The organism is Stenotrophomonas sp. As-7, assembly GCF_030291015.1.
Classification (GTDB): domain Bacteria; phylum Pseudomonadota; class Gammaproteobacteria; order Xanthomonadales; family Xanthomonadaceae; genus Stenotrophomonas; species Stenotrophomonas lactitubi.
Genome location: NZ_CP127405.1, coordinates 2,566,218 through 2,591,278 on the forward strand (window position 1 = coordinate 2,566,218; position 25,061 = coordinate 2,591,278).

15 protein-coding genes are annotated in these 25,061 nt (G+C 67.2%); 1 reads left to right on the plus strand and 14 read right to left on the minus strand.

Going from position 1 to position 25,061, the window contains the following annotated elements; translation table 11 throughout:
- Window positions 1-7: 7 nt before the first annotated feature.
- From QP457_RS11815 to QP457_RS11870, 12 genes are all read right to left on the minus strand, one after another.
- Complete coding sequence (locus QP457_RS11815) at window positions 8-3,124, minus strand: ESPR-type extended signal peptide-containing protein (RefSeq protein WP_205404242.1); 3,117 nt, start codon at window positions 3,122-3,124, stop codon at window positions 8-10.
- Window positions 3,125-3,341: 217 nt separating this feature from the next.
- Window positions 3,342-6,572, minus strand: a complete 3,231-nt coding sequence (locus QP457_RS11820; RefSeq protein ID WP_205404243.1) for a YadA-like family protein — start codon at window positions 6,570-6,572, stop codon at window positions 3,342-3,344.
- Between the two features lie 197 nt (window positions 6,573-6,769).
- Window positions 6,770-10,069 carry an ESPR-type extended signal peptide-containing protein gene (locus QP457_RS11825; protein WP_205404244.1) on the minus strand — a complete coding sequence of 1,100 codons (3,300 nt, stop codon included), beginning with the start codon at window positions 10,067-10,069 and terminating at the stop codon, window positions 6,770-6,772.
- A gap of 166 nt (window positions 10,070-10,235) precedes the next feature.
- A complete protein-coding gene (locus tag QP457_RS11830) occupies window positions 10,236-10,724 on the minus strand; it encodes a fimbrial protein (RefSeq protein ID WP_205404245.1) in 489 nt (162 codons plus the stop codon).
- Between the two features lie 8 nt (window positions 10,725-10,732).
- Window positions 10,733-11,212 (minus strand): fimbrial protein, encoded by a 480-nt coding sequence (locus QP457_RS11835; RefSeq protein ID WP_286040597.1) that lies wholly within the window; start codon window positions 11,210-11,212, stop codon window positions 10,733-10,735.
- 7 nt (window positions 11,213-11,219) lie between these two features.
- Entirely contained in the window at window positions 11,220-11,714 is a 495-nt protein-coding gene (locus QP457_RS11840; RefSeq protein ID WP_205404247.1) for a fimbrial protein, read from the minus strand.
- 1 nt (window position 11,715) lies between these two features.
- Window positions 11,716-12,783: a fimbrial protein gene (locus tag QP457_RS11845; protein ID WP_205404248.1), complete on the minus strand. Its 1,068-nt coding sequence runs from the start codon at window positions 12,781-12,783 to the stop codon at window positions 11,716-11,718.
- On the minus strand, window positions 12,780-15,458 hold the full coding sequence (locus QP457_RS11850; RefSeq protein WP_205404249.1) for a fimbria/pilus outer membrane usher protein: 2,679 nt from the start codon (window positions 15,456-15,458) through the stop codon (window positions 12,780-12,782). Before QP457_RS11850 ends, QP457_RS11845 begins: the two co-directional genes overlap by 4 nt.
- A 52-nt stretch (window positions 15,459-15,510) precedes the next feature.
- Complete coding sequence (locus QP457_RS11855) at window positions 15,511-16,251, minus strand: fimbria/pilus periplasmic chaperone (protein ID WP_205404250.1); 741 nt, start codon at window positions 16,249-16,251, stop codon at window positions 15,511-15,513.
- A 64-nt stretch (window positions 16,252-16,315) separates the two neighbouring features.
- Window positions 16,316-16,879 (minus strand): fimbrial protein, encoded by a 564-nt coding sequence (locus QP457_RS11860; RefSeq protein ID WP_205404251.1) that lies wholly within the window; start codon window positions 16,877-16,879, stop codon window positions 16,316-16,318.
- 228 nt (window positions 16,880-17,107) lie between these two features.
- Window positions 17,108-17,272 carry a hypothetical protein gene (locus tag QP457_RS11865; RefSeq protein WP_205404252.1) on the minus strand — a complete coding sequence of 55 codons (165 nt, stop codon included), beginning with the start codon at window positions 17,270-17,272 and terminating at the stop codon, window positions 17,108-17,110.
- A 98-nt stretch (window positions 17,273-17,370) separates the two neighbouring features.
- Window positions 17,371-18,060: a response regulator transcription factor gene (locus QP457_RS11870; RefSeq protein ID WP_205404253.1), complete on the minus strand. Its 690-nt coding sequence runs from the start codon at window positions 18,058-18,060 to the stop codon at window positions 17,371-17,373.
- Between the two features lie 116 nt (window positions 18,061-18,176).
- Between QP457_RS11870 and QP457_RS11875 the strand changes: the two genes are divergently transcribed.
- Window positions 18,177-18,836 (plus strand): response regulator transcription factor, encoded by a 660-nt coding sequence (locus QP457_RS11875; protein ID WP_205404254.1) that lies wholly within the window; start codon window positions 18,177-18,179, stop codon window positions 18,834-18,836.
- Between the two features lie 11 nt (window positions 18,837-18,847).
- On the opposite strand, the gene QP457_RS11880 is transcribed toward QP457_RS11875, so the two are convergent.
- Both QP457_RS11880 and QP457_RS11885 read right to left on the minus strand, forming a co-directional pair.
- Complete coding sequence (locus tag QP457_RS11880) at window positions 18,848-22,189, minus strand: hybrid sensor histidine kinase/response regulator (RefSeq protein WP_286040598.1); 3,342 nt, start codon at window positions 22,187-22,189, stop codon at window positions 18,848-18,850.
- A gap of 58 nt (window positions 22,190-22,247) precedes the next feature.
- Window positions 22,248-24,911 carry an ATP-binding protein gene (locus QP457_RS11885; protein WP_205404256.1) on the minus strand — a complete coding sequence of 888 codons (2,664 nt, stop codon included), beginning with the start codon at window positions 24,909-24,911 and terminating at the stop codon, window positions 22,248-22,250.
- Window positions 24,912-25,061: the final 150 nt, after the last annotated feature.

Here is a 25,061-nt window from a genome sequence, read left to right on the forward strand (position 1 = left end):
GACGGTGTTACCAGCTGAAGCCAGCGCCGGCCGAAACGCTCTGGTCACTGCCGCTGAAGGCGCCGCCGAGTGAAACCGAAATGTTCTTCTTCTCACCCACGATGCGCTGATAGCCCACGGCCAGTGCCGTACGCCCGTTCTGCGCGCCCACACCGGCGCCGACACGGTTGTCGCCGCTCAGCCCAGCAGTGTTCAGGGCCATGCCTGCGTAGGCCGCACTGATCGCACCCATGCGGTCGAAGCGCTTGTCGATTGCCTGGAAGCGACTGTTCGACCAATCGCGCTCGGCCTGGAAGCGGTCTTCCATCTGACCGACATTGACGGCATCGGTCGCACGGGTACCGTTGGCCACGTTGCTGATGACGCGTTCATTGCCCTGGGAACCCACCGACACTTCCTGATCACGATCGGCGACCGAACCGGCGCCGATCGCCACGGAGCGATTGCCGGATGCCGAGGCGCCGTCACCGATGGCGACTGCCCCCTCGCCTGTCGCACCCGCACCGTTGCCGATGCCGATCGAACCGCTGCCCGCGGCGTGGCTGCCGTCTCCGATGGCAACCGAACCCTGGCCGGTGCCCGGCGAGGTCCCCGGCCCACCAGGATTGCCCGGACCACCGATGTTGCCGTCGGCGATACGCTCCTCCACCACGCCTACACGGCCATCCAACGCAGTCCAGCGTGCTTCCCAATCGGCCTGCACCTGCCACAGCTGACCACCGTTGATCGCCTCGCGGCTGCCCGCAGCAATCAGGCCGTTGCCCAGGTTCGCGATGACGGTGCCCTGGCTGCCGCCCAGCGTTGCGCGGTCCAGTGATACGTCGTCGTAAACCAGTGCGCCCAAGGCGCGGCCATCATTCGGATCAACCAGGCCGGACGCCTTCAGCTGGGCAATCGTGGCCACGTCAGCATCGTCAACACCGTTGGCCACGCCACCGATGCGGCGGGCACCGGACGTGCCTGCCATGTCGACCAGGCTTCCGTCCTGCTGGCTGCCGACCTTGATGCTGTCCGAAGTGGCGTCGTACTGGACGATGCCGGCCGAGCCGTTCGACAGATTGTTCACGTCCTGGCTGAGCTGGGTCAGGTTGCCTTCGTTGATGGTCACGCGCCCATCCAGGTTGCTGATATCGCCCTCGGCAACCGCGACGCGGTCATTGGTCGCCTTCAGCTGCGCGCCGTTGACGGCCTCGTCGCTGTCATCGGCAACACGACCCTCGGCAACGCCCTTCACCACGCGATTGCCGTCCGTACCGGACACGTCGACAACACCACCGTTCTGCATGGCTGCCACACTGACCACGCCCGTGCTGGCATCGTGGGTCACCAGACCCAGTCCGCCGGCCGCCAACTGGCTCACCTGCGAGGTCAGGTGGGTGATATCACCTTCATTGGTGGTTACCCGGGAATCCAGACGGGTAACATCACCCTGGATGATGGAGATGTCCCCTTCCGCCGCGACAACACGCTCATTTGTGTCGTGCAGCTGCCCACCATTGACTGCTTCGGTGCTGCCGTCGGAGACATCGCCGGCAGCAACGTTCTTCAACACGGTGCCCTGTGCGCCGCTGAAGCTCACCGATGCCTTGTCGGCACCGTCATAGACCACGGCGCCTTCGAGCGTATCGCCGATCGCACCCATGTCGTCGCGCAGCCCCTGCTCGGTCGCCTGCAGCTGTGACAGGTTCACCGCATCGTTGGCCGACACGCCGTCGTCGACACCGGCCAGCACGCGATTGCCGCTGGTGCCGGCGAAGCTCACCGTGCCGCCATCGTGGTCACCGGCAACGGTAATGGTACGGGTGGTGGCGTCCTGGCGGACAAGGCCGACGTTGCCGGCATCGAGGTCGCTGACCAGGGTGGTGACCCGGTTGTCGACGTTGGTCACCCGCCCGTCCAGCATGGTGATATCGGCGGCGTTGCGCGCCACCTGCTGGTTGGTCTGGTGCAGCTGCCCACCATTCACCGCATCGGTGCTGCCATCGGCAACATCACCGTCGGCGATGTTCTTCAGCGTGGTGCCATCGGCGCCACCGAAACGGACGGACGACTTGTCGGCACCGTCGTACATCACCGCACCGTCGACGGTGCTGGCCAAGGTATCCAGGGCCGTGGCGTTGGCTGCCGTACGGCCGTCCAGATTGGCAAGCGCGGCGCCAACATTGGTGTGCGCACTGCCGCCTACGTTATAGCTCGGCGCAGTCACGTTGCCATTGGCATCGACCGAAGCACCACCACCCAGCGCCGCTGCCGTGCTGCCGGCGCTGGCCTTGAGCTGTCCGAAGTTCACCGCATCGGTGTCGGTCGTGGCGGCACGCACGTTGACGATCTGCCGTTCGCCTCCCACCGTGCCAACCGACACGCTGTTGGCACGGTTGGCCACGGCGCCCTGGCCGATCGCCACAGCATTGGTGCCGTTCTCGGTCACCTGCGCGTTGCGGCCCAAGGCAACACCATACTGCGCAGCGGCATCGACACTGGCGTTGGCGCCCATCGCCAGCGAACGCTCGCCCTGCGCCCGCGCCGTATCGCCGAACGCCGCAGCGGCCACACCGCTCGCCAATGCGGCGTTACCCGTGGCGGTGGCGTTGGAACCGGTCGCCTGGGCATCAGTACCCATGGCCGTCGCGCGCGACGCGGTTGCGCTGGAACCACCACCCAGGCTCAGGCTGAAGTTGCCCGTTGCGGTAGCGGAGTAGCCCATGGACACGGAATTGAAGCCGTCGGTTACCGCACGATCACCAATGGCGACGTTCGCAAGGTTGTTGGCCACCGCACCATTGCCAACAGCGACCGAGCGTCCACCCAGCGCCTGCGAGTCCGGGCCAACGGCGACGGCATTGGCACCCGTAGCGACGCCACCGTCCAAGCCACCCAGCACGCCGATACCTCGCGGCGCCGGAGCATCGGCGATGCACGTGCCGCGCTCATCGACACTGCCGGTAGAGCCGTCGGACATGATGCAGGCGTCTGCAGCCATTGCGTTGCCGACCGACAGGCCCACAGCGATGGCCAGCAGCGCACGGCGACCGGCGCTGCGCTTGCCGCGGGCCCTGGTCAGCTCAGATGCAACCATCCAGCGGCCAATGGCCTGGTTCCAGACGATTCGATGGATCTTGTTCATGGCGGTTCCTCGTAGTTGATTCGCGCGGTACATGACGTTCGCCGCGGGGGGGACAGTGACCTCGTAGTGCTTGAGGCCATGCTCCTATCCCCCCCCATCCGGAAACATCGGACGCGGCCCAATCACGCATCCAGAACCCAGGCCCGCGTAGGCATGCCGCGGGAATTCAGCGACATGAAGACGGCTCTTCAGTCAGCGGATGCCTGTCAGTCGACCGTCAGTCGAAGGCCATGCCAAAGCCAATGCTCAGCAGCGGCTGGTCGCCCCGCGCGGCAGATACCCCACCGTTGACGTTGTAGCGGCCATCCCGACTCCAGCGTGACAAGCCCAGGGCCAATGCGGACTCGCCGCGATAGCTGGCGGTACCGAAGTTCAGCGTGACCTTGCCCGGCAGGTTGGGCGTGACCTGCACCAGCGCCGCCGAGGCAGCGATGCCGCGATTGATCTGTCGCGACATGTGCGAGGCCTGTGCGCCAATGGCCTGTTCCATCGCCTCAACGCGTTGGTCGGTGTAGCGGTTCACCGAAGCCATCTGCTCCTGCAGCTGCGCCACGTTGACCGCATCGGTATCGGCGCTGCCGGCCGCCAAGTGGGCAATCTGGCGCTCGCCTCCGACGTGCCCGACCGACACGCTGTCGGCGCGATCGGCGATGGCATCGGATCCGAGCGCCACGCTGTTGTCTGCATTCGCCTGCGCACCGGAACCGGCTGCCACCGCGCCCTGGCCCGTGGCTTCAGCCGGCGCACCATTGGCCACCAGTGCCTCGTTGTCGGTAGCGCCGTAGTACGGCAGATCCGACCCGGCACCACCGCCCGGCTGGCCTTCCAGCGCGCCGACACGATCCTGCAGTCCATCCAGCTGCCGGCCGATGCCTTCGCCGATGGCCGACACCTGGCCGCCATTGACCGCCTCGCGGCTGCCCAGCTGCACGCGACCGTCGGCAACGTTGGCCAGCACGGTGCCTGCGGCACCACCGAACACCACCTGGCTGCGATCGCTGCCCGCCACATAACCAACCGTCTCCTTGACGTCACCATCGTCGCCGACCAGCCCGGCCTGTTTCAGTTGGCGCAGATTGATGGCGTCGGTGTCGTCGCTGGCATCGGCCACGTGGGTGATCTGGCGTTCCGCACCATCGCGCCCGATCGATACGGCGTTGGCGCGGTCGGCCACCGAGCCTGCGCCCAGTGCAACGGCACCGTCTGCGGACGCCTGCGCCCCCTGCCCCAGCGCGATGGCCGCAGCACCGTCGACCTGCGCCGACGCGCCGATGGCCAGCGCACCCACACCGCTGATCGAGGCGTCGTCGCTGCCATCACCCCGACCATCAACCTTCAGATAGCGGCTGTCCTCTGGCTGCGCCGCCGACAGACCGGCCTGCATCTGTGCCAGGGTCACTGCATCGGTTGCGTCATCGGCAGCGGCCAGGCCCTTCAGCTGCCGCGCACCCGCCGAACCCGTCAGGTCGACCACGCTACCGGCACGAGCGGCCGACACGGAAATCTCGCCGCTGGCGGCATCCTGGCGCACCAGGCCTGCGTCGCCGTCGTTCCACGCATCGATCTGGCGCTGCGTATCCAGCACGTCGTCTTCGGTGTGAGTAACGCGCTGGTCCAGCACCTGCAGCTGCCCGTCCACTGCGTCCAGCGCGGAACCGGCATCGCGGAAACTGCTGCCCTGCACGACATAGGTGGGGCCCGTCACGGTACCGGTGGCCGCGTCGACCTGCGCGCCGCCACCGAGGGCGGCGACCGTGGCCTGCAACTGCTGCAGGTTGACCACATCGGTCGCGTCAGTGCCGTTGGCCACGTTGATCAACTGGCGTGTACCCACAGTGCCGCCACCAATCGACAGCACCTGGTCGCGATCCGCAACCGAGCCTGCGCCCAGCGCCACCGCGTTCTCGCCGTCGGCGCGCGCGCCGGCACCGATGGCGACGCTGTCCTGCCCGGCAGCACGCGCGTCGGCGCCCACGGCCAGTGAATGCTGGCCACTCGCTGCGGCGGCACTGCCCAATGCGGTGGTGCCGGTACCGCCGGTGGTCGCGGGCGCATCGACACCACCGGCTGCGGCCTGGAAGTAGCGCTGGGCAACCACCAGATCGCTGCCCAGATCGACCAGTCCGGCACGCTGCGCGCGGTCTTCCGCATCCAGTGCATGCAGCGCATCACCGGCGCTATGCACGGTGGTGCCGACCACATTGAAATCCGGTGCCCGCAACGTGCCATCGGCGGCCACGCCCGCGCCTGCACCAAGCGCCGCCGCCACACTGGCCACGGCGGCATCGGCCTGCGCCTTGTTGATGGCCTCGTCGCCAGCGGCCGCATCGGCCACACCGCCCAGACGGCGGGCACCCACGGATCCAGCCATGCCAATGGCGGCGCCATCACGACCCGCACCGACGGTCAGATCCGCGCCGGCCGTGGCCTGTTGAACCATGCCGATGGTGCCTTGGCTGATACGGGTGTGCAGATCATTCACCGACACCTCGACGCTGGACAGGCCACCGTCCAGCGCGGTGAGCGCGCTGCCGATGGTGGTGTGGGTTCCGCCGTGGGCGAGATCGAAAGCGGGTGCGATGACAGTGCCATCGGCCGACAACGCGCCACCGGTCGCCTGCAGAAGTCCCTGCAGCTGCTGCACGCTGACCACATCATTGTCCTGGGTGCCATCGGCCATGTTCTCGATGCCACGGCGTGCGGTGGTTGAACCCAGCGCAACCGTGGCGTTGCCGCGGCTGACCGAACCGGCGCCGATGGCAACGCTGTTGGCGTGCGTCGCACGGGCGCCTGCGCCGATCGCGGAGGAGTACTGCCCGCTGGCCGTAGCAGTGCGACCCAGGGCAATACCGCGCTCGCCCGTAGCCACCGCCGCTGAACCCAATGCGGTCACCACCGTGCCGGCACCGTTGGCCTGGAAGCCGATCGCGGTCGCGTTCCAAGTGGTGCGCGTACTGGCGCCCAGCGAGGTCGCCCCGCTGATACCCGAGCCGTTCTGGCTGTCAGACGTAGCACCGAAGCCGATCGACACGGCATTGGTGCCTGCGGCGACCGTGTTGCTGCCCAGTGCGATGGCACCGTTGTTGGCGCCATTGCTGGCCGGTCGTGCAACGGCATTGCTGCCGATGGCGATCATGTTGATGCCGTTGACGCTGGCCGCCGTGGCGTTGTTGCCGGCGTTGACCACCAGCAGGCTGTCATCGGTGGCGGCCAACGGCATGACGCCACGCAGCGCCGCCGGGTCCACGCAGGCGCCCTCCTGCTGCACGTTCGGTGCACTGCACAGTGCCTGCTGGATGTCGCTGGCCAGCACGTGCGGAGCGACCAAGGCGAGCAGTACGGCGGCAACGCCCGCGCTCATGCGACGGCGAGGGCCCTGGGCCAGTTCCGAGGCGACGACCCACTTGCCGGTGGCCGCGTTCCAGACGATGCGATAGATGCAGTTCATGGTCGTTCTCCGAGGGCGCGGACGCCCGTTGGGGGTTGACAGCAGGTCGTTGCAGCCATAACTGGATGCTAGGCAAGCGCCCCCCCGCTGGCGTATCGGACGCGGCCTAAAGCACGCCCGGATACACCTGTGGAATGGTTGGTGATTCAGCGGGTTGCGGCGGGGTGCGGCCTGAACCGGTGCACCCCGCCCCGGGCTCAGTCGCCCAGTACCACGCCGACGCCCATGCGGAAGATCGGCTTGTCGCCGCGCGCCATGGACGCGCCGCCGTTGACGTTGACGCGCCCGTTGTCGCTCCAGCGCGACACGCCCACGCCCATCGCCGTTTCACTGCGGTAATTGGCCAGGTTGGCGTTGATGGTGGTCCTGCCCGGCAGGTACGGCGTCATCGGCGCCAGCGCAGCGGCTGCGGCGATGCCTCGGTTGGCCTGCCGGTTGACCTGGTCCAGACGCTGCTCCAGGCCGCTCCAGGTATCCTGCACACGCTCGTCGGCGTACGCCTTGACATCGTGCACACCTTGCTGCAGCTGGCCAACGTTCACCGCATCGGTAGCCTGCACGCCGGCCGCCACGTTGGTGATCTGGCGCTCGCCGCCCTCGCGTCCGACCGACACGCTGTTTTCGCGGTCGGCCACCGAACCGGCACCCAGCGCAACACTGTTGTCGGCCCGGGCTTCCGCGCCCGCACCTGCCGCCACGCTGCCCTGGCCGATGGCCTGGGCCGGGTTGTCACCCGCCTGATCGCCCGGTTGCGGATTGGCACCGTAGTACGGCGGATTGCCGCTGCCAGCACCGGCATCGCCGGCTTCCAGGGCACCAACGCGGCCATCCAGATCGCCGATGCGGCCCTGCAGCAGGTCACGCAACGCGGCCAGCTGGCCACCGTTCACGGCCTCACGGCTGCCTGCACCCACGCGGCCATCGGCCACGTTGGACAGTACTGTGCCATTGGCGCCGCCGAAAGTGACCTGTGCACGCTGGCTGCCTGCATCGTAGGTCACCGCATCCAGCATCTGTCCGCCATCGCCGACCAGACCTGCCGCCTTCAGCTGGCGCAGGTTCACCGCATCGGTATCCTCGCTGCCATCGGCCACATGGGTGATCTGGCGTTCGGCACCGGCCGCGCCCATCGACACGCTGTTGGCACGATCAGCAACGGCACCCGCGCCCAGCGCAACGCTGTTGTCAGCCTGCGCCATCGCACCCTGGCCCAACGCCACGCTGCCCGCACCATTAGCCTGGGCCGATGCACCTACCGCCATTGCACCCAGCCCGTTGGCCTGCGCATCATCACTGCCATCGCCTGCACCATCGACGCGCACATAGCGGTTGCCGGTGGCGCGTAGGTCATCGACGGCCGAGTTCAGCTGGCCCAGGTTCACCGCATCACTGGCGTCGGTGCCGGCAGCAACACCCTTGAGCTGGCGTTCGCCGTCGGTGCCGCGCAGGTCCACCACGGTGCCACCGGTACCTGCACCGATCGTCACTGCAGCGTCTGCAGCGGACTGCTGCACCAGGCCCGCTTCGCCATTGCCCAGTTCCACCAGCTGCTGACGCAGCTGGGTGATATCGCCTTCGTTGCGGGTCACGCGGCCGTCGATCACGGTCAGGCCACCATCAACCGAGGACAGTGCATCGCCCACGTTGTCGAAGGTCTGGCCCTGCACGCTGTATCGCGGGCCGGTCACGGTGCCGGTCGACGCGTTGTGCGCCGCGCCGCCGCCCAGGCCATCGATGACCGGACGCAGCTGCTGCACGTTCACTGCATCCGCAGCCGCGGTACCGTTGGCGACGTTGATGACCTGGCGGGTACCATTACCGCCCATGCCCCAGCCCACCGACACTACGTTGTCGCGGTCTGCTACCGCCTCGGCGCCCAGCGCCACCGAATTCTCACCCGTGGCACGGGCATTCGCACCCAGTGCCATCGCGCCGTCGCCATTGCCTGCACGCGCGCCCCAGCCGATGGCCACGCCCTGTGCCGCACTGGCGGCGGCGCTGGCACCTGCGGCGACGCTGCCCGAGCCCGTTGCGGCCGCCTCGTCGGCCACACCCGAACCGTCCGCCTTGAAATAACGGCTGCCTGCATCCAGCGCGTCGCGCAGGTCGGCCAGATCCTGGCCGGTACTGCCCACACGACCGTCCAGCGCGGTCAACGCATCACCCACGTTGCCGTAGCTGCTGCCAGCCACGGTGTAGGTCGGTGCACCGATGCGCCCCTGCGCATCGGCAACACTGCCACCGCCGAGCGCATCGGCCACCGACGTCGACGATGCCTGCAGCTGGGCCAGCGTCACGGCCTCGTCGGCCGCCGTCGCATCGGCCACACCACGGAGGCGACGCGCCCCGGCAGTGCCGTTGAAGTCCACCGCAGCACCGTCGGTGCTGGCGCCCACGGTCAGGTCGGCACCCGCCGCTGCCTGCTGCACCAGGCCCACCGTGCCGTTGTCCAGCGAGGTGCTCAACTGGTTCAGGGTGGTCGTAGTGGTGGTCAAGCCATCGTCAAGCGCCTCCAGCGCGCTGCCGACGGTGGTGTGGGTGCCGCCATGGCCCAGCACATAGCTGGGCGCGGTGATGCTGCCGTTTGCGGCAAGGTCGGCACCACCGCCCAGCGCCTGCACGCCTGCGCGCAGCTGCTGCACGATCACCGCATCGTTGGCCTGCGTACCCGCAGCGACATTGACGACCTGGCGGCGCAGCGTGGCGCTGCCGACCGACACCGTATTCTCACGGTTGGCGACCGACGTACGGCCGATCGCCACCGCACCGGCAGCCGAGACCTGCGACGAGCCGCCGAGGGCGACGCCGCCTTCGGCGCTGACCGAACTGTTGTCACCCATCGCCACTGCTTCAGATGCGCTGCCGCGCGCACCGCGCCCCACGGCCACCGCCCCCGAACCACTGGCATTTGTGTTGTAGCCCACGGCCACGCTGTTCCAGCCGCCGGCGTTGGCATTGGCACCTACGGCCAGCGAGCCGGCCGCGCCCTGCGCGTTCTGGCTGTTGGCACTGGCGCCCATGCCGATCGCCACCGCGTTGTTGCCCTGGGTGCTGGCGTTGGCGCCCATGGCGATGGCATTGTCGGCGTTGCCGTCCGCATCCGCCAAGGCGCGCGCGTTGTTGCCGATGGCAATCGCGCCCACTCCTGCGGCCGTGGCAGCGGTACCGGAGCCATTCACCTTCACATACTGGTCGTCGACTGCAGCCTGTACACCGATGGTGCGGGCCTGCGGCACTTCACTCCCAACACCATCGGCATCAGCTGCGACACAGACACCCTGTGCATCGAGCATGCCCTGCTGGCCATGCACCAGGACGCAGGTGGTGCCGCTGTCTTCGGCAGCCCACAGCGGCAAAGCCAGCATCAGCAGGCTCACTGCAGCCAACCCGCGTGCAGCCCCCTTGCCGCCCTTCTTGCTGCGGCCCGTGGCCAACTCCGAAGCAACCACCCACTTGCCGATGGCCGCGTTCCACACAATCCGGTAGATGCTGTTCATGATGTTCTCCGTAGGCGATGCGCCTGCTTGGTCGGGCGGGTCGAATGGCGGCCGATGCCGCGTCTACGGACAAATGCTAGAAAGCATCGGCCTCGTCCCGAATCGGACGGGGCCTAAATGGCGATTGTGGCGATGACTGAACGCGTGCCGTTCAGCCTGGCATCTCTCAGTTGTAGGTCATCGACACGGTGATCGGCCGGCTTACCGTTCCCGCTGCCACGGTCGCCGCGCTCTGCAGGAAACGCGCACGGAAGGCGTGGGTTCCGGCGGCGGTGGTCATCTGGGACAGACCGCCGGGAGGCAGCCGGGTACCGTTGCTGGTGCGCTGCAGTTCGATGCCGATACCGGCAACCCCCTGGAACAGCGTGGCATCGTTGCTGTCGGCGCTGCCAGTGAAGCGAAGGCCAACCCGGGTCACCAGCGGATCACACTGGCTGACCACCACGTTGACGGCCTGGAACGGCGTACTGAAAGCGCCGGTGAACTGGGTGGCCTGATAGGTTCCCAGGTCGACATCGGCCACGGCAATGCGGCACACGCCCGGCAGGATGGTGCCGGTCACGTTGAAATTGGTGGTGGTGGCGGTCTGCGCCGATGCCACACCAGACAGGGTCAGCAAGGAGGCAAGCAACAGGCCTGGAATTGGAAGGTGCATGGAAGCTCTCAGTTGTAGGTCAGGGAAACGGTGATCGGGCGCTGGACGCGTCCAACGGAGACCGGCATTGCCGACTGCAGCAGGCGCGCACGGAACGGGTAGACGCCGTCCGCCGTCACGTATTGGGTGCTGCTACCCGGCGGAAGGGGCACGTTCAGCGACGACACCACGCGTACCAGTTGCACGCCCACGCCGGGCACGCCCTCGAACAACCCGCTGTTGTGGCTGTCGGCGGTGCCGTCGAAGGTCATGGCCACGCGCAGGATCAAGGGATCGCAGTCGCTGACGGTGCCGCTGAAATCAACGTAGGCGGTGCCATGGCTGCCAGTGAAGACATTCGCCAGATGCGACCCCAGATCCACATCCGGGAAGGAGATCCGGCATGCGCCGGGCAGGATCTCGCCGGAAACGGTGAATGGCTGGGTGTCCTGCGCCCGCACGTTGGCCGCCAACATGGCCAGCACCAGGAAAAGAGCTGTGCGATGCATATGCGCCTCAGTTATAGGTGACCTGTACGGTCACGGGGGTGTTGATGGTGCCTGCTGACACCGCGCCGGTGCGGACCAGGCGTGCGTACAGCAGGTGTCCAGCCGCCGGCGTTCCACTGGTAATCCAATCGAAGCCAGCCTGGTTGGGCGCCAGCGTCTGCTGGGCGGGCGTGTACAACCACACCGCCAAGCCGCGCACACCGCCTGTGGCGGGTATCGCGAAGTAGCGCGCGTCGCTGCTGTCGGCGGTGCCCGCCATGCGCACATGCAGCACCCGCAGGTCACTGGCGCAACTGCTGCGGTTGAGCGTGAAGCTGACCATGGGAGACTGCGGATTGGCGGTGAAGTACGCCGCGTCGAAGGTACCCACGTCGACATCAGCGACGCTGAACTGGCAGGTTCCCGGCTGGAAACGCCCGCTGAAACGCAGGGTCAGATCAGCCGCTTGCGATGGCAGCGGCAGCAACGCAGCAAGCGCGGCCAGCAACAGCACAGCGCGCATGTCAGTTGTACTCCAGCGTGATGGTGGCCGCGCCATTGGCCTGCCCCGAGGACGCGGCAGCTGCAAGCCGGTAGTAGCGTGCGCGCAGCATGATCGTGTACTGCGCGTTGTTGACCTCGGTCAGGGCCACGCCGGAATCCCGCATGGTGTTGAAGCCGACCGAGTCCTGCGCCTGTGTTCCAATCTGGATGCCGATGCCGGTGGCGGTCATGTTGACGCCGTCATCCTGCAGCGCCATGACCGATCGCGTGCGGTCGGCAACCGCAGTGACCGGGTCGACACGATAGCGGATGCGGTTGTCCACCCGCCCGTTGGCGGTCTGCACCGTACCTGTGGTCAGGTGGCCGCGGTAGCGTCCGAAGAACGCAGGGCAGTTGCGCAGCACCACGGGCACATTCACCCACCCCGTGGCGGAGCCGACCGCAGGGATCTCGCTCATCTGGTGTACGCCAAGATCCACGGGAACGTCGCTGGCGCTGCAGGTGCGCGAAACGATGTTCAAACTGCCCTGCACGCGACCGCTCCAAAGGAGTACGTTGCGGTTGGCTCCGGTCATCCGGTATTCGAACTGCGGCAGGCTGGTGCCTGTCACGGTTCCTGCGTTGATGGGGCCGATCTTGATCAGGCTCACGTCGTAGGACTGGAGCGGCCAGAGCAGGAAGGCCGTAGGCGGCGGCAGGTTCGTTTCACCTTCGGATACGATCGGAAATCCAGCGCCGTTGAACCAGACGGCTACACCCACGCCGGGCACATTGGTTTCATAGACGGTGCCGTAGCTAGGGTGCACGTAGCTTGACGCGCGATACGGCAGCGAGGTGTATTGGCGGATGCGATCAATCCGACCCGGCGTGCAGGTAATCTGGTTGGCAGGGCCGGCATAGTAGGTCGCACGGAAGATCTCCGTACCCACCGGCACGTCCGGCCCCACAGTAATCGAGCCATTGAGATTGGCGATGTTGACCAACGGCCTGTCACCATCGACAAGCCGGCAGTTCTGCGCCCAGGCAGGGGTACTGGCCAGCAGCATCGCGGCCAACACAACGCGGGCCACCAACATGATCGGGTTCATGGCGCTTTCTCCAGAGTAGCCACGTGAGGTCGAGCGCCGGGCTCGGACTGCTGTGCAGCTGCCGCGGACTGGCAGCGCGCTTCCACTACGGTGTAACCGTCGCTGGACCGCGACGTCGGTACCTGCACCTGCATCACGCACTGCTCGTCGCTGCCAGGACCCCACTGCACCTGTACCGGCCCGGATGTCTGCAGGCCGGTGAGCAGCAGGCGACTGCCCTGCCCCACCACGCCAACATTGGTGCCTTGGGTGTCAGTCGCCTCGGCACCGAACGGCAATGGCTGGCCGTCATCGGTACGTGCATCCACCATCAGGCCGTGGCTTGCGCGCGTGCTGAAGGCCAACCGCACCAGGGAGCCGGCACGCGGCGCGACGCTGCGTGCTGTCTCCTGCAGTTCCACGTCGAAGCCGGTGCCCTTGGGATCGATCGAGACGGTGTTCAGCTGGTAAGGCGTCAGGAACGGGACCACGGCGTAGCCGCGCTTGTCCAGGCGCGCACCACCACCGTTCTCAATGCGTGCGCCGGCCGCGCCAGCGGCATGTACCAGCGCGGCGGTTTCGCCCAGCGGCGGGGACAAGGTCAGCCCGTCGCCATGCAGCACCATGCCGCCTGCGGCGCCCATGCCCAGCTGGGTGTAGTCGCTGCCATTGCTGATGCTGGCCGTCCACTGGCCGCGCGCACCGCGGTAGCCGGTGTTGAGATCAGCGCTGTTGCTGCCCGCGATGCGTGACAGGGTAGCGCCATAGCTGAAGCGGTCGTCCCGCGATGAGATGCCATTGGTCGACAGCTGCGTGGCCGGCTCGCCATTGCGGCTGCGGGTATGCATCAGGTTGCCCAACGGCGCACGCGGAGACCTGCCCAGCGGCAGCGACACCATCAGCATCAGCCGGTTGTCCACCCGTGCCTGCTGGGCCCTTGCGGCCGGCATCTCCACGCCGGGAATACTGTCCTGCAGGTAGCCGCGGCCGAAGTCGATCGAATCGCGGGTGCGCTGGAAGTTGACGCTGTAGCTCAATGCCTTCCACTGGTTGCTGTAGCCGATGCTCAGGTCGAGCTGGCGACCGGGTGCGTTCCAGAAATCGCGACGGGTGCCGATCACGAACAGCTGCCCGCCGCGCTCGCCCAGCTGCTGGTTCATGCTCAGGTCCATGCGGTTGCGCTGGCGGGCCACGGTGTCGATGTCCAGATCGCGGGCACGCGCATCGCGCAGCGATGCCCAGTCGCGCAGGCTCACGTAGTCGCGGGTGGCATAGCGGTAGGCGGCCACGGCAAAAGACGTTCCCGTGCGCACGACGTTGCGGTTGTAGGCCAGCCGAAAGCTGCTGCCGGACATCGGCGGCAGCCCCTGCACGGCCGTCCGCGCCAGCGACACGTCTGCGGCCACCGCGCCGAAGGATGTGTTGATGGCCGCCCCTGCAAGGCCGGCACGATAGTCCTCGCCCACGACCATGCCACTGTAGGTACTGAGCGTGTTGCTGAGGCCGCGCTGGTACTGCAGTTGCAGCAGCTCCGGCGCCGCACGCAGCGTGCTTTCATCAACGCGTCCAGCGGACAGGTTCCAGCGCGACTGGCCTGGGCGCAGCAGCTGCGGCACCGCCGAGTACGGCACGGTGAAGCGGCGCGAGCGGCCATCCGCCTCGCGCACCTCGACGTCAAGGTCACCGGCGTAGCCGGTTGGATACAGATCGTCCAGCTCGAACGGCCCCGGCGCGACGCTGGCCTCGTGCAGCACGCTGCCGCGCTGGCGCACGATCACCCGTGCGTTGGTCTCGGCCACGCCGCGGATCACCGGCGCGAAACCTCGCTGCGACTGCGGCAGCATGCGATCGTCGCTGCCCAGGCGAACGCCACGCAGGCGTACGCCTTCGAACAGGTCGCCCGGCGTGGAGGTGTCGCCCAGCATCAGCTGCGCCTTCCACCGCACGATATCGTGCTGCAGATACGCGGCCGTTGAGCGGTAGCGCTGGGGTTGGTTGCCCCCCAGGGTCATCGCGCCCTGGTGCACCAGCTGCCATCCGGCGACGCGGCCGGTGGCGTTCAGCCCCAGGAAGCCCGAATAGCGGGCCGTGCTGCCGTTGTTGTAGTGATACGCGTTGGCGTTGTAGCTCAAGGCGAACGCGGGCACGCCGGCATCCCACTGGCTGGGATCGACATAACCGCGTGCGTCGTTGCGCAGGTACAGCTGGGGCACCTGCAGGTCCAGCGTCTGCCTGCCCGCATCGAACGCTGCGGCGGCACCGGGCACCAGATCTCCCAGGTTTCCGCAGAACAGCTCCTGCGGCCATGGCAATGCGGGCAGGTGCTGAGCGTCGGACTGCAGCCGTTCCGGAGCGATGCCGTAAGCCTGCAGGCTGGCCGGATCCAGGCACAGGCGGGAACTGCCCTCCACCTCGCGGTAGACGATGTCCGTACGGGCCTGCCACTGCCCGTTGAGACGGACGTCGCCACGATAGGTACCGGGCGCGACATAGTCAGCCTTTGCGAAGCGTTCAAGATCCAGGCGGGCCGAAGCACCGGCCGGCAGGAAAGCCGCATCGAACGTCACTGCATCATCGGCACCGGGCTCGGTTGCCGAGACGCTGTGGGCGAACAGGATGGTGGCCACCAGCATCGGCAGCCGGGCATGCCGCAGGCGGCAGGCGCCGTTGCCCGGCGCCCGGATCGGGGCGTTCATCAGGGTGTCTCCGCAGGAACAGGGAATGGCGCGCACCCGGTGCGCGCTGTACTCAGGGCTGCAAGGCAACCTGGGTCGGCACCAGGGCACCGAAGTCGTTGATGACGGTGATCGCGCCCTTCAGTTCGCCCGGGGGCCGGGTTGTGAGACCCTCCAGCGCGAACTCGGCCTGTGCGAACGGTGCGACCATGCCGCCCCCCTGCATGCCTTCTTCCTTACCATTGGCCCACAGGCCGACACTGGCGAAGTTGACGTGGTAGGGCGTCGGGTTGTCCGCGCGCAGCACCAGTCCGCCGGACGCAGAGTGCAGCGACCAACGTACCTTCTGATGCGCCAGCACCGGCTCGCCGGCCAGGTTCGGCGGGCGGTAGAAGACCTTGATGCGGGTACGGAACGCGAACTGCAGGATGTTGGCCGTGCTGCCACCGTTCTTCGGCGGAATCTCGAGCATGTTCAGCCAGTACAGCGTTTCACGATCGGCTGGCAGCGTGGCACCGGTGAACAGGATGCGGGTCGTCTGCTGCTTCTTCGGGTCGAGACGGAACACCGGTGGCGCGACCGCGAACGGCGCCTTGGCGCTGTCCGGCGTGGACTGGTCGTCACCGTCATCCAGCCACACCTGGACCAGCACAGCGCGCTCGCCTTCGTTCATGAATTTGAGCGTGACTTCCTTGTCCTGCGCGGGATAGACCACGCGGGTGCCACCGATCACCACCGATGCGTCGGCAGCCTGGGCGAACAGTGTGCCCAGGGCGAGGACGCCGGCACAGAGCATGCGGTTGAAGGAAAGCATGGATCACCTCATGGATGAGGCCGCACTCAGGGCCGCCGGCACGTGCCGACGGCCCCGCGCGGCATCAGTTGTAGACAACCTTGTAGTTGACGTACGACTGCACGAAGCCGGGCGCAGCAGCGCCATTGACGGCGACGTACTGGCTGGCCATGTCGATCACGGCGGTGTTGTTGGCGATGGTCACCGGATCGGTCTTGAAGGACGGATCGCGCAGATCGACCACGGCGTTCTTGTACAGCACCTGGATCTGGGTGTTGACGGCCGGTGCATTGGCTTCCTGGTTGCGCAGGTTGCCGTTGCCCGCGTCCACCTGGCCGGCGGTCGGGTCGAAGTACAGCTCGGCGATCTTGCCGTTCTGGCAGGTGCCCTGGCCCGGGCCGCCGATGACAAGCTGGTACGGATGCAGGCCCGCAACGTCACCTGCAGCTGCCAGCTGGTTGGCCTGGACCGGGTCCATCGGCACGGTGATGTTGGTGGTGCCGATGGCGCCTGCACCACCGGAAATCGTGCAGGTCAGGTCGGTCACTTCGCCGGTGAATTCGATGACGCCCGAGCCGTAGGACTGGGCATTGGCGGCCGCAGCGGCCAGCAGCAGGGTTGCAGCGGAAGCAATCGGGAGGAGCTTCATGGTGTTGGATTCTTCTTCACAGGTGTGATCCGCGCGAGGCGGTGGAAAGGCCCCGCCGCCGGGGAGGACGGCGGGGCCGGGAACGGGCGGGACACCTGGGGAGAAGCGTCCTTCCCGGTAGACCGGTTCATTGGCCTACGGGAGGAATGCTAGAAATCGAAGGCGATTGCCTCCATCGGACCCGGCCGAGATTTCGGCCGTGGTCGCTGAACGCGGTTTACCCGCCGATCACACCTCATCACCCCCGTCGTCGGTGGGTGCATGCAGGTGCCAATGACGGCGCAGCTGGCTGCGGCGCCTCGGCGAGGCGAACAGGTAGTGATTCAACAGTTCGAGGAAGTGCGCCTGCGCGGCTGCGGGCAGCCGGGTGAAGTGCAACAGCAGGGCGGTCAAACGGGGGTCGTCTCGAACGGGCACATCATCACCGCAGCAAGGGGTACGCCTCCGAGCCTAGGCATCGGCAACGCCGGGTCCATCGGACCCGTCCTCAATCAGTCGGCGGATCCGTCCCCACCTGCCCCTGCACGTGCGTTCTGTGACGCCTGCACAAGGCCGTGCGTCAGCGCGTACTCGAAGATCTCCGCATCGCGCTGCAATCCAAGCTTGCGCATCGCTGCGATCTTCTGCGTGCTGATGGTCTTGCGGCTGCGTCCAACGCGCTCGGCAATCTGCATCACGCTCAGCCCCTCTGCGAACATCCGCAGCACCTCCGATTCCCGCTTCGACAGGGCTTCTACCTCCTGCATATCGCCCTGCGGCCCAGCTTCGGCGATCAGCCGCGCGATCTCCGCTGATATGAAGGCCTGCCTGCGGCTGGCGGCGTGCACCGCCGGAACCAGCTGCTCCAGCGGATCACTCTTGCTGACGATGCATGAAACCCCGGCCCGCTGTATCGAGCGCAGGACCAGGGGGCTTTCCATGCCGGTCAGCACCACCAGGTGCAGGGCCGGAAAGCGGCGCTGCAGAAAGCGCAGCAGCGTAACGCCGTCGCCATAGCGGCCGTTGGGCATCGAGAAATCGCAGACCGCCACGTCAACCGGGGTGCGGCTGAGCAGATCGACCAGTTCGGTGGAATCGCGTACCAGTCCGGCGATGGCGAGGCCCGGCACGGCCTGCAGCAGGTGCTCCATGCCGGCCAGCAGGACCGGATGGTCATCGGCCACGACGATGTTCAACGGCATGCTCGCTTCCTCTCGTGATGGTGAGCCGCACGACCTGCCAGAGGGCGGTCGGCTGCCTTATAGTGGTCCGCGCAAATTACGGCAATTTCTGTCGGTTTAAGCAACAGAGACCCTCCATGTCCCATCCGATCATCCGCGTCGCCATCGCCGACGACCATCCGGTCATCCGCATGGGTATCGAAGCCGCCATCGATGAAATCCCTACCCTGTCCTGCATCGGCGCGGTGGGTGATTCCTCTGCGCTGGTCGCGCTGCTGGAGCAGTCCGCCTGCGATGTGGTGGTGACCGACTACGCAATGCCCGGCGGCGCCTTCGGTGACGGGCTGCAGCTGCTGGACCATCTGCGCACGCATTTCCCGGACCTGCGCCTGATCGTGATGACCGGGCTCGACCAGCCGGCGATGATCCAAGCGCTGCACGCCAGCGGCATCGACCACATCCTGAGCAAGGCCGATGACACCAGCCACGTGCCGGCGGCAATCGCAGCGGCATGGGCCAACCGTCGCTACCTGTCGCCGTCGATCACCCAGCTGCTCCCTGCACGCGGGGCGCCGCGCGCCATCGCGGCGCTGTCGCCGCGCGAGCACGAGGTGCTGGTGCTGTTCGTCTCGGGACTGAGCGTCAATGAAATCGCAACCCGGCTGGACCGCCGCAAGCAGACGATCAGTACGCAGAAGACCGCAGGCATGGCCAAGCTCGGCATCGACAAGGACGCCGATCTTTTCAAGTTCGCCAGCGAGCTGGGGCTGCGCACAGCCCGGCCAGATACGGAATAGCCACAGCCTGGTCACGCCTGGTCCCGCAGGCCATTGCGATAGGCTTCGATCAGATCGCGCAGTTCGGACAGCAGTGCAACGCGTTCGTGCTCCGGCAGCGATTGGCCTTCGCGCAGCAACCGTTCGGCATCGCCAAAGCGCGTGCCAAGCGGCTTTTCACCCATCATCAGCAGCACGCCCTTCACCGCATGCAGCTGCTCCAGCAGCCCCGCGTCGTCGCCGCTCTCGCCTGCGGCCTGCATCGCGTTCAGATCGCGGGTGCTGGTTTCCACGAACAATGCGCGCAGCTTGTGCGGCTTGTCCTTGCCTGCCGGCGAAGGCGAGCGTGGCGGCGACGGCAGCGCCTGCAGGTAGCGGTCCAGCATCGCCAGCAGCCGGGCCAGGTCCAGCGGCTTGAGCAACAGGTCGTCGATGCCCGCCGCGCGGCAGCGTTCACGCTCGCTGGCCAGCGCGGTGGCGGTCACGGCGAGGATCGGCAGCGTTTCGCCGCGACCGCGGAGCGCCTGTGCAAGCTGGTAGCCATCAAGCACCGGCATGTTGATGTCGGTCATCACGATATCCCACACCCCGGATTGCCAGCCGGTCAACGCCACCTGTCCGTTTTCCACCGCATCGACCTGGCAGTCAAGCTCCTCCAGCTGCTGCTGGATCAGCTCGCGATTGACCGGGTTGTCTTCCACCAGCAGAACGCGGCCCCGCGTACGGCGTGCTCCAGCCTGCGGCACAGCGTCGTGCGTCCGCGGCACAGGCATCCACTCCCCGCGCAGCGCCTGCAGCAGTGCTGGACTGGCATAGCAGGAGACGTGCACCGCATCATCGCGCTGCTCAGGCGACAGCGGCCCCCTGGGATAGGCCCGCACGACCCTGGCATAGCTTGGCAGCACCGCCTGCTCTTCTTCATCGGTCCAGGCACGGCGCTCGCCGAAGATCAGCAGCGTGGCTCCAGGAACGCCATCCGCGGGGCGCTCGATCACCGTCACATCGGCGCCCCAGTGGTGCAGCAACTGCCCGATCTCCTGTCGCCACTCCTGTGCCGACGACAACAAGGCAATGCGGCGACCGGACAGTGGCTGGTCTGGCGTTGTCGCAACGGCTGAACGCTGAACGGGGACGTCGAGGGTGAACACGCTGCCCACGCCCAGCGTGCTCTGCACCTGGATGCGGCCACCCAGCAATTGCGCCAGCTGCTGGCACAACGCCAGGCCAAGCCCGCTGCCGCCGTAGCGCCGGGACACGCTGGCATCGCCCTGCTGGAAGGGTCGGAACAGCGTGGCAACCTGTTCTTCGGAAAGACCAATGCCCGAGTCGACCACCTGCAGGCGCAGCTGCCGCTGCTCGCCTGTTCCGCCACCCGCCTCGGCGCGCAGGGTGATGCGACCGGAGGCAGTGAACTTCACCGCATTGCTCAGCAGGTTGTTGAGGATCTGGCGGACGCGGTGAACGTCGCCGATGAAGACCTCATCCAGTGCTGGATCGATGGCGAAATACAGCTTCACGTCCTTGCGCTGGGCTTCCGGGGCGTACAGCAGCGCAGCCTGTTCGATCAGCGGACGCAGCGCGAACGGCAGCGGATCGATGTCCAGCTGCCCTGCTTCGATCTTGGAGAAATCCAGCACGTCGCTGATGATCGCCATCAGCGAATCGGCCGACAGACGAATCCGCTGCAGGCGCTCATGCTGGTCCGGCTGCAGCGGCGAACGTGCCAGCAGCTCAAGATGCCCCAGCACGCCATTGAGCGGCGTGCGGATTTCATGGCTCATCGTCGCCACGAACGCGGTCTTTGCACGACTGGCAGCCTCGGCCGCTTCGCGTGCGCGTTCCGAATCCTGCCGCGCCTGCTGCAGCGTGTGCTGGAGTTCCACCTGCGCGGTGGCATCTCGCATCGCGCACACCCAGACCGCCTGGTCGTGGTAGTTGGCTGCCGCGAGGGCGACCTGCAGCTGGCGGGCGTCGTCCGTGCCGGCGTCGAGCGCCCAGTTGAATTCACCGCCACGGGCTGGCAGGCCACGCGCATGCGCGATCAATTGGGCATAGAGTTCCGGCACCGCTTCGTCCTGACCGGATTGACCGACCAGTTCGCGCGCCACCTGGTTCTGCAGCAGTGCGGCACCATCACGCCGGCGCAGCAGCGCCAGGCCGACGGGTGCGGTACCGATGATGGCCTGGCTCAGCGCCTCGCTCTCATACACCCGCGAGGCATCGGCCAGCGCCGGTGCGAAGACGCGACGGTCCATCCGCCACAGCAGCATCCACAGTGCCGCCAGGATCAGCAGTGCGGTGAACACGCGCAGCAGGATCGCCGCATGCTGCTCCCGCCACAGGTCTGCCCAGCCGTACAGGTGGGTAAGGCGCCAATCCACCCCGCGCAGCGCGCCGCTGACCAGGAACCGGCCGTCGTGGTACTGGCGCTGCCCTGCGACCGATCGCGCATCCGCCAGCGCCGCAGCCAACGTGGCGGGCGATTGCGCGAGCGCCCCGCCCGCCAGCACCACACGCCCGTCACCGGTGGTCACCAGGTAGCTGCCGGGATCGGTTGCTTCCAGTCGTCCCTTGAGGTTGTCGATGGATTCGAACACCACGCGCCGGAAGTACGGTACGTCCGCACGCGCCATGGTCATCACACCGATCAGCGCAGGTTGACCGTTGAGCGGATTGTCACCCAGGAAAGACACCAGGCGGCGCCCCTGCGCCGCACCCACTACCGGGCCGGGCGCGGGAACCCGATCGCCCACGGCAGCTTCCATCTGCATCAACTTCTCGAACGCCTGGGCACGGGTCGGCACCCGCAGGGTCTGCAGCAGCTGGGCCTCGTCGATCACGCCGGCTACCGCCAGCAGCCGTCCCTTCGGCTCATACGCGTACATGGTGATCGGCCCCTGCGTCTGCAGAGCGGTGATGGTCGCAGCCGTGTATGCCGAGTATTCGTGCAGCATGCCCAGGTAGGCTTCGAGCTCGCCCTGCGGCATCGGCCGCGCGGGATCGCCCAGCACCAGCCAAGGCACCGATGCGCGCCCTTCCGCCCGCACCACACGCTGCTGCCCCTGCGCCAGGAAATCACTCAGCAGAGGCGCACCCAATCGTCGCAGCTCGTCCTGCTGGTCGGTCCACAATGCGTCGTTGGCATTGATGCTGCTCGCATAGGCGCGGTCGCGCTGGGACAGGAAATAATCCAGCGCCGACTGCGCCTCCTGGAAGGTCTGACGCTCGCGCGAATGGAACGCGCCGATGCCACCGACAAGGCTGGCCACAGCCGTCAGCACGATCAGGATGCTGATCAGCCCGCCACCACCGAACAGCAGGCGTCGCTGCAGCCTGCGCAGTGCATCGATCTGGTTGATGGGCGCTGCAGGCACGGCCGGATGCATGGTGTTTCCCCTTGAATGATGTCGTGCGATGGCGCCCGCGATGAATCTAGTCCAAGCCCTGCCCGACCGCCAGCAGCCGCTGCCCCGGCCGGGCCGGCGCCAGCAGCGCCTGCAGCAGCGACTCACCGGAATAGCAGGATACCCGCCAGGTGCAGCCACGCCGCTGCGCACGCAGGGGGCCATCGGCACTGACCCGCACCACGCACCGGCTGTCCTCGCCAAGAACCGGCAGCTCCCGCGCCGGCCCGCGCTCGAACAGCACCAGCGGCGTGGCCGCATCGACATCGTGCTGGGCCAGCAGAGCAGGATCCTCAATCACCTGCACTTGGGCGCCCCACACCTGCAGCCGCCGGCTCAGTTCATCGCTCCAACCGGCCGCCGCCGAAGCAAGGACCACGCTGCGTCCTGCCAGCGGCCGAGGCGCAGCGCCAGCCACGCGCCCCACCGGTACCGCGAAGGTAAACACACTGCCGACGGCCGGCGTGCTGCGCGCATGGATCTCCCCGCCCATCCGAAGGCACAGCTCCCGGCACAACGACAGCCCCAGCCCGGACCCGCCGAAGCGACTGATGATGCTTGCATCGGCCTGCACATAAGGTTGGAACAGACGCTCCAGCTGCGACGGGCTCAGACCGATGCCGGAGTCAGCCACCTCCATCTGCAGCAACAGTGCCTCGCCCTGTACGTCCACACGCACCCGCAGCGCGATGCGGCCGGAAAGGGTGAACTTCACCGCGTTGCTGACCAGGTTGCGCAGAACCTGCTCGATCCGCGCCTGCGGGCCTTCCACCTGGGCAGGCACCGCCGCATCCACCGACAGGTCCATCACCAGTCCCTTGGCCTCGGCCAGCGGAGAGAACAGCACGGCAACCCGCTCCAGCAGGGCGATCGGTTCGAACGTTTCGGCCTGCAGCTCCAGCTGGCCCGCTTCGGCACGGGAGAAATCCAGCACGTCGTTGATGATCTGCAGCAGCGAGTCAGCCGATTGGTTGATGCGGCGCAGTCGGGCCTGTTGATCCTCATCGAGCGCGGACCGGCCAAGCAGTTCGAGGTGGCCAAGGATGCCGTGCAGCGGCGTGCGGATTTCGTGGCTCATCGTCGCCAGGAAGATGCCCTTGGCGCGGCTTGCCGCTTCGGCGGCCTGGCGTGCCTGCGCCTGCTGCTGCTCCAGCTCCACGCGCGCGCTGAGATCGCGCAGCGCGCACAGCAGTACGCTGCGCCCCTGGTAGGTGGCGCCCACGGCACCGACCAGCAGTTGCCGGCCGGGCGATTTGTCATTGGCAGGAACTGGCAGCTCGAACTCCACCGGCGCCTGGAACACGCCGGTCCCGGACTCGTGTTCGGACGCCAGCTGCACCAGTTGCAGGTACAGCGGTACGCCACTGCGCTCGGCCGCCGCGGCATAGTGGCGCATCAGCTCGTTCTGCAGGACAGGGCGGGCCTCGCTCCGGTCGATCAGGCACAGGCCCACCGGCGACAACTGGATGAGGGACCGGCTGAGCTGCTCGCCCTGGTAGACGCGTGCTGCGCGCGCCAGCGCGGGGCCGAACACGCGCCAGTGCAGCCAGGCGAGCAACGTCCACAGGCCCAGCAGCAGTCCGCCCCCCAGCACGGCGGCCACAGCGTACAGGCGCCTGCCATCCTGGGCGATGTCACCCACGCAATAGGTATTCACCAGCAGCCAGTCGGTGCCGGCAACACGCAACGCCTGGTAGAAGCGCAGCCCCTGCCGGAACGCCGCCACGGACTCGTCGCCCTGCCTGCCAGCGCGCAGCACACGCATTGCGCTGTCCAGCGGCAATCCGGTGGCATCCGCGGTGCCGGCAACCACCCGGCCGTCAGCGGTCACCACGAATGACGTGCCACGATCTGCAACCGCCATCACCCGTGCGAGTCGATCTGTCGGTTCCAGGGTCACGAATGTACCGATCGCACCGCCCTTGTCGTGCGCCGAAAGCCGCACCGCGATCGAAGGTGCGGCGCTCACAGGATGGCGCACCAAGGTGATCTGCATGTCGCTGGCCGTGCCGGGCGCAGCAGCTGCGGAGGGCGTCGACAGCAGCTGCAGGTGCCGGAACAATCCCGCACGATGGCCGGCACCGGTGGCAGCCAGCAGGCGCTGCTCGGTCAAGCCGTCCCCCAGCACCAGGAACTGGTGGCTGGGATCGAAGAAGAAGCCGCTGGCAGCCGTATCCGGTTCTCCCTGTGGCGTGCTCAGCCTGCGGATCACCGACAGCGAATGGGCCAATGTGAGATAGCGGTCCAGGCGGGCAAGGGGCCATGTGTCGGTGCCGACCCCCAGCACCATCTGCGGAGCGCTTTCGGGCCCGGCGCTGACGATCATCCGCTGACCACCGGCCAGGTAGCGCTGCCGCTCTGCCAGCCGGGTGGCGACGTCGCTGTCCGGACGATGTCGCCAGGCATACTCGGCCATGTTCAACATGCGCTGGTGTGCCGCGTCCGCCGCCACCAGATGCGCCTCGACTGCGGCATGGGTGCGCTGCAGCCCTTCCAGACGACGTGTCTGGAAGCCGCTGGCGTGCAGCAGCACCAGCGCGACCACCCCGGCCACGATGGCAAGGCTGAGCAGGCAGCCGCCCCACAGCAGCACGCGATGCTGGTAGCGGCGCAGCGCACTGACGTCGCAGTCTTCGCCGTCGAAGGAACTGCGGCCTCGCAACAGCGGTGGAAGGGAGGGGAACCAGTGCATGGGGGAGCAGGAGGCGGCCCCGGCGCACAGCGTCGGGTGGCGCTCTCGTTGAAGGGCCGGTGATGGGATCACGAGGCTATCGACGCCCTGCCCCCCTCCCCATAGGACGGGGCTGAGTTCGATCCGTCGCGACCTTTCAGGCACCGTCGT

What these genes read in the sequence shown, in the direction of transcription:
- QP457_RS11815 (WP_205404242.1), bottom strand. Translation starts at nt 3,124, where the DNA reads ATGAACAAGATCCATCGAATCGTCTGGAACCAGGCCATTGGCCGCTGG.
- QP457_RS11820 (WP_205404243.1), bottom strand. Translation starts at nt 6,572, where the DNA reads ATGAACTGCATCTATCGCATCGTCTGGAACGCGGCCACCGGCAAGTGG.
- QP457_RS11825 (WP_205404244.1), bottom strand. Translation starts at nt 10,069, where the DNA reads ATGAACAGCATCTACCGGATTGTGTGGAACGCGGCCATCGGCAAGTGG.
- QP457_RS11830 (WP_205404245.1), bottom strand. Translation starts at nt 10,724, where the DNA reads ATGCACCTTCCAATTCCAGGCCTGTTGCTTGCCTCCTTGCTGACCCTG.
- QP457_RS11835 (WP_286040597.1), bottom strand. Translation starts at nt 11,212, where the DNA reads ATGCATCGCACAGCTCTTTTCCTGGTGCTGGCCATGTTGGCGGCCAAC.
- QP457_RS11840 (WP_205404247.1), bottom strand. Translation starts at nt 11,714, where the DNA reads ATGCGCGCTGTGCTGTTGCTGGCCGCGCTTGCTGCGTTGCTGCCGCTG.
- QP457_RS11845 (WP_205404248.1), bottom strand. Translation starts at nt 12,783, where the DNA reads ATGAACCCGATCATGTTGGTGGCCCGCGTTGTGTTGGCCGCGATGCTG.
- QP457_RS11850 (WP_205404249.1), bottom strand. Translation starts at nt 15,458, where the DNA reads ATGAACGCCCCGATCCGGGCGCCGGGCAACGGCGCCTGCCGCCTGCGG.
- QP457_RS11855 (WP_205404250.1), bottom strand. Translation starts at nt 16,251, where the DNA reads ATGCTTTCCTTCAACCGCATGCTCTGTGCCGGCGTCCTCGCCCTGGGC.
- QP457_RS11860 (WP_205404251.1), bottom strand. Translation starts at nt 16,879, where the DNA reads ATGAAGCTCCTCCCGATTGCTTCCGCTGCAACCCTGCTGCTGGCCGCT.
- QP457_RS11870 (WP_205404253.1), bottom strand. Translation starts at nt 18,060, where the DNA reads ATGCCGTTGAACATCGTCGTGGCCGATGACCATCCGGTCCTGCTGGCC.
- QP457_RS11875 (WP_205404254.1), top strand. Translation starts at nt 18,177, where the DNA reads ATGTCCCATCCGATCATCCGCGTCGCCATCGCCGACGACCATCCGGTC.
- QP457_RS11885 (WP_205404256.1), bottom strand. Translation starts at nt 24,911, where the DNA reads ATGCACTGGTTCCCCTCCCTTCCACCGCTGTTGCGAGGCCGCAGTTCC.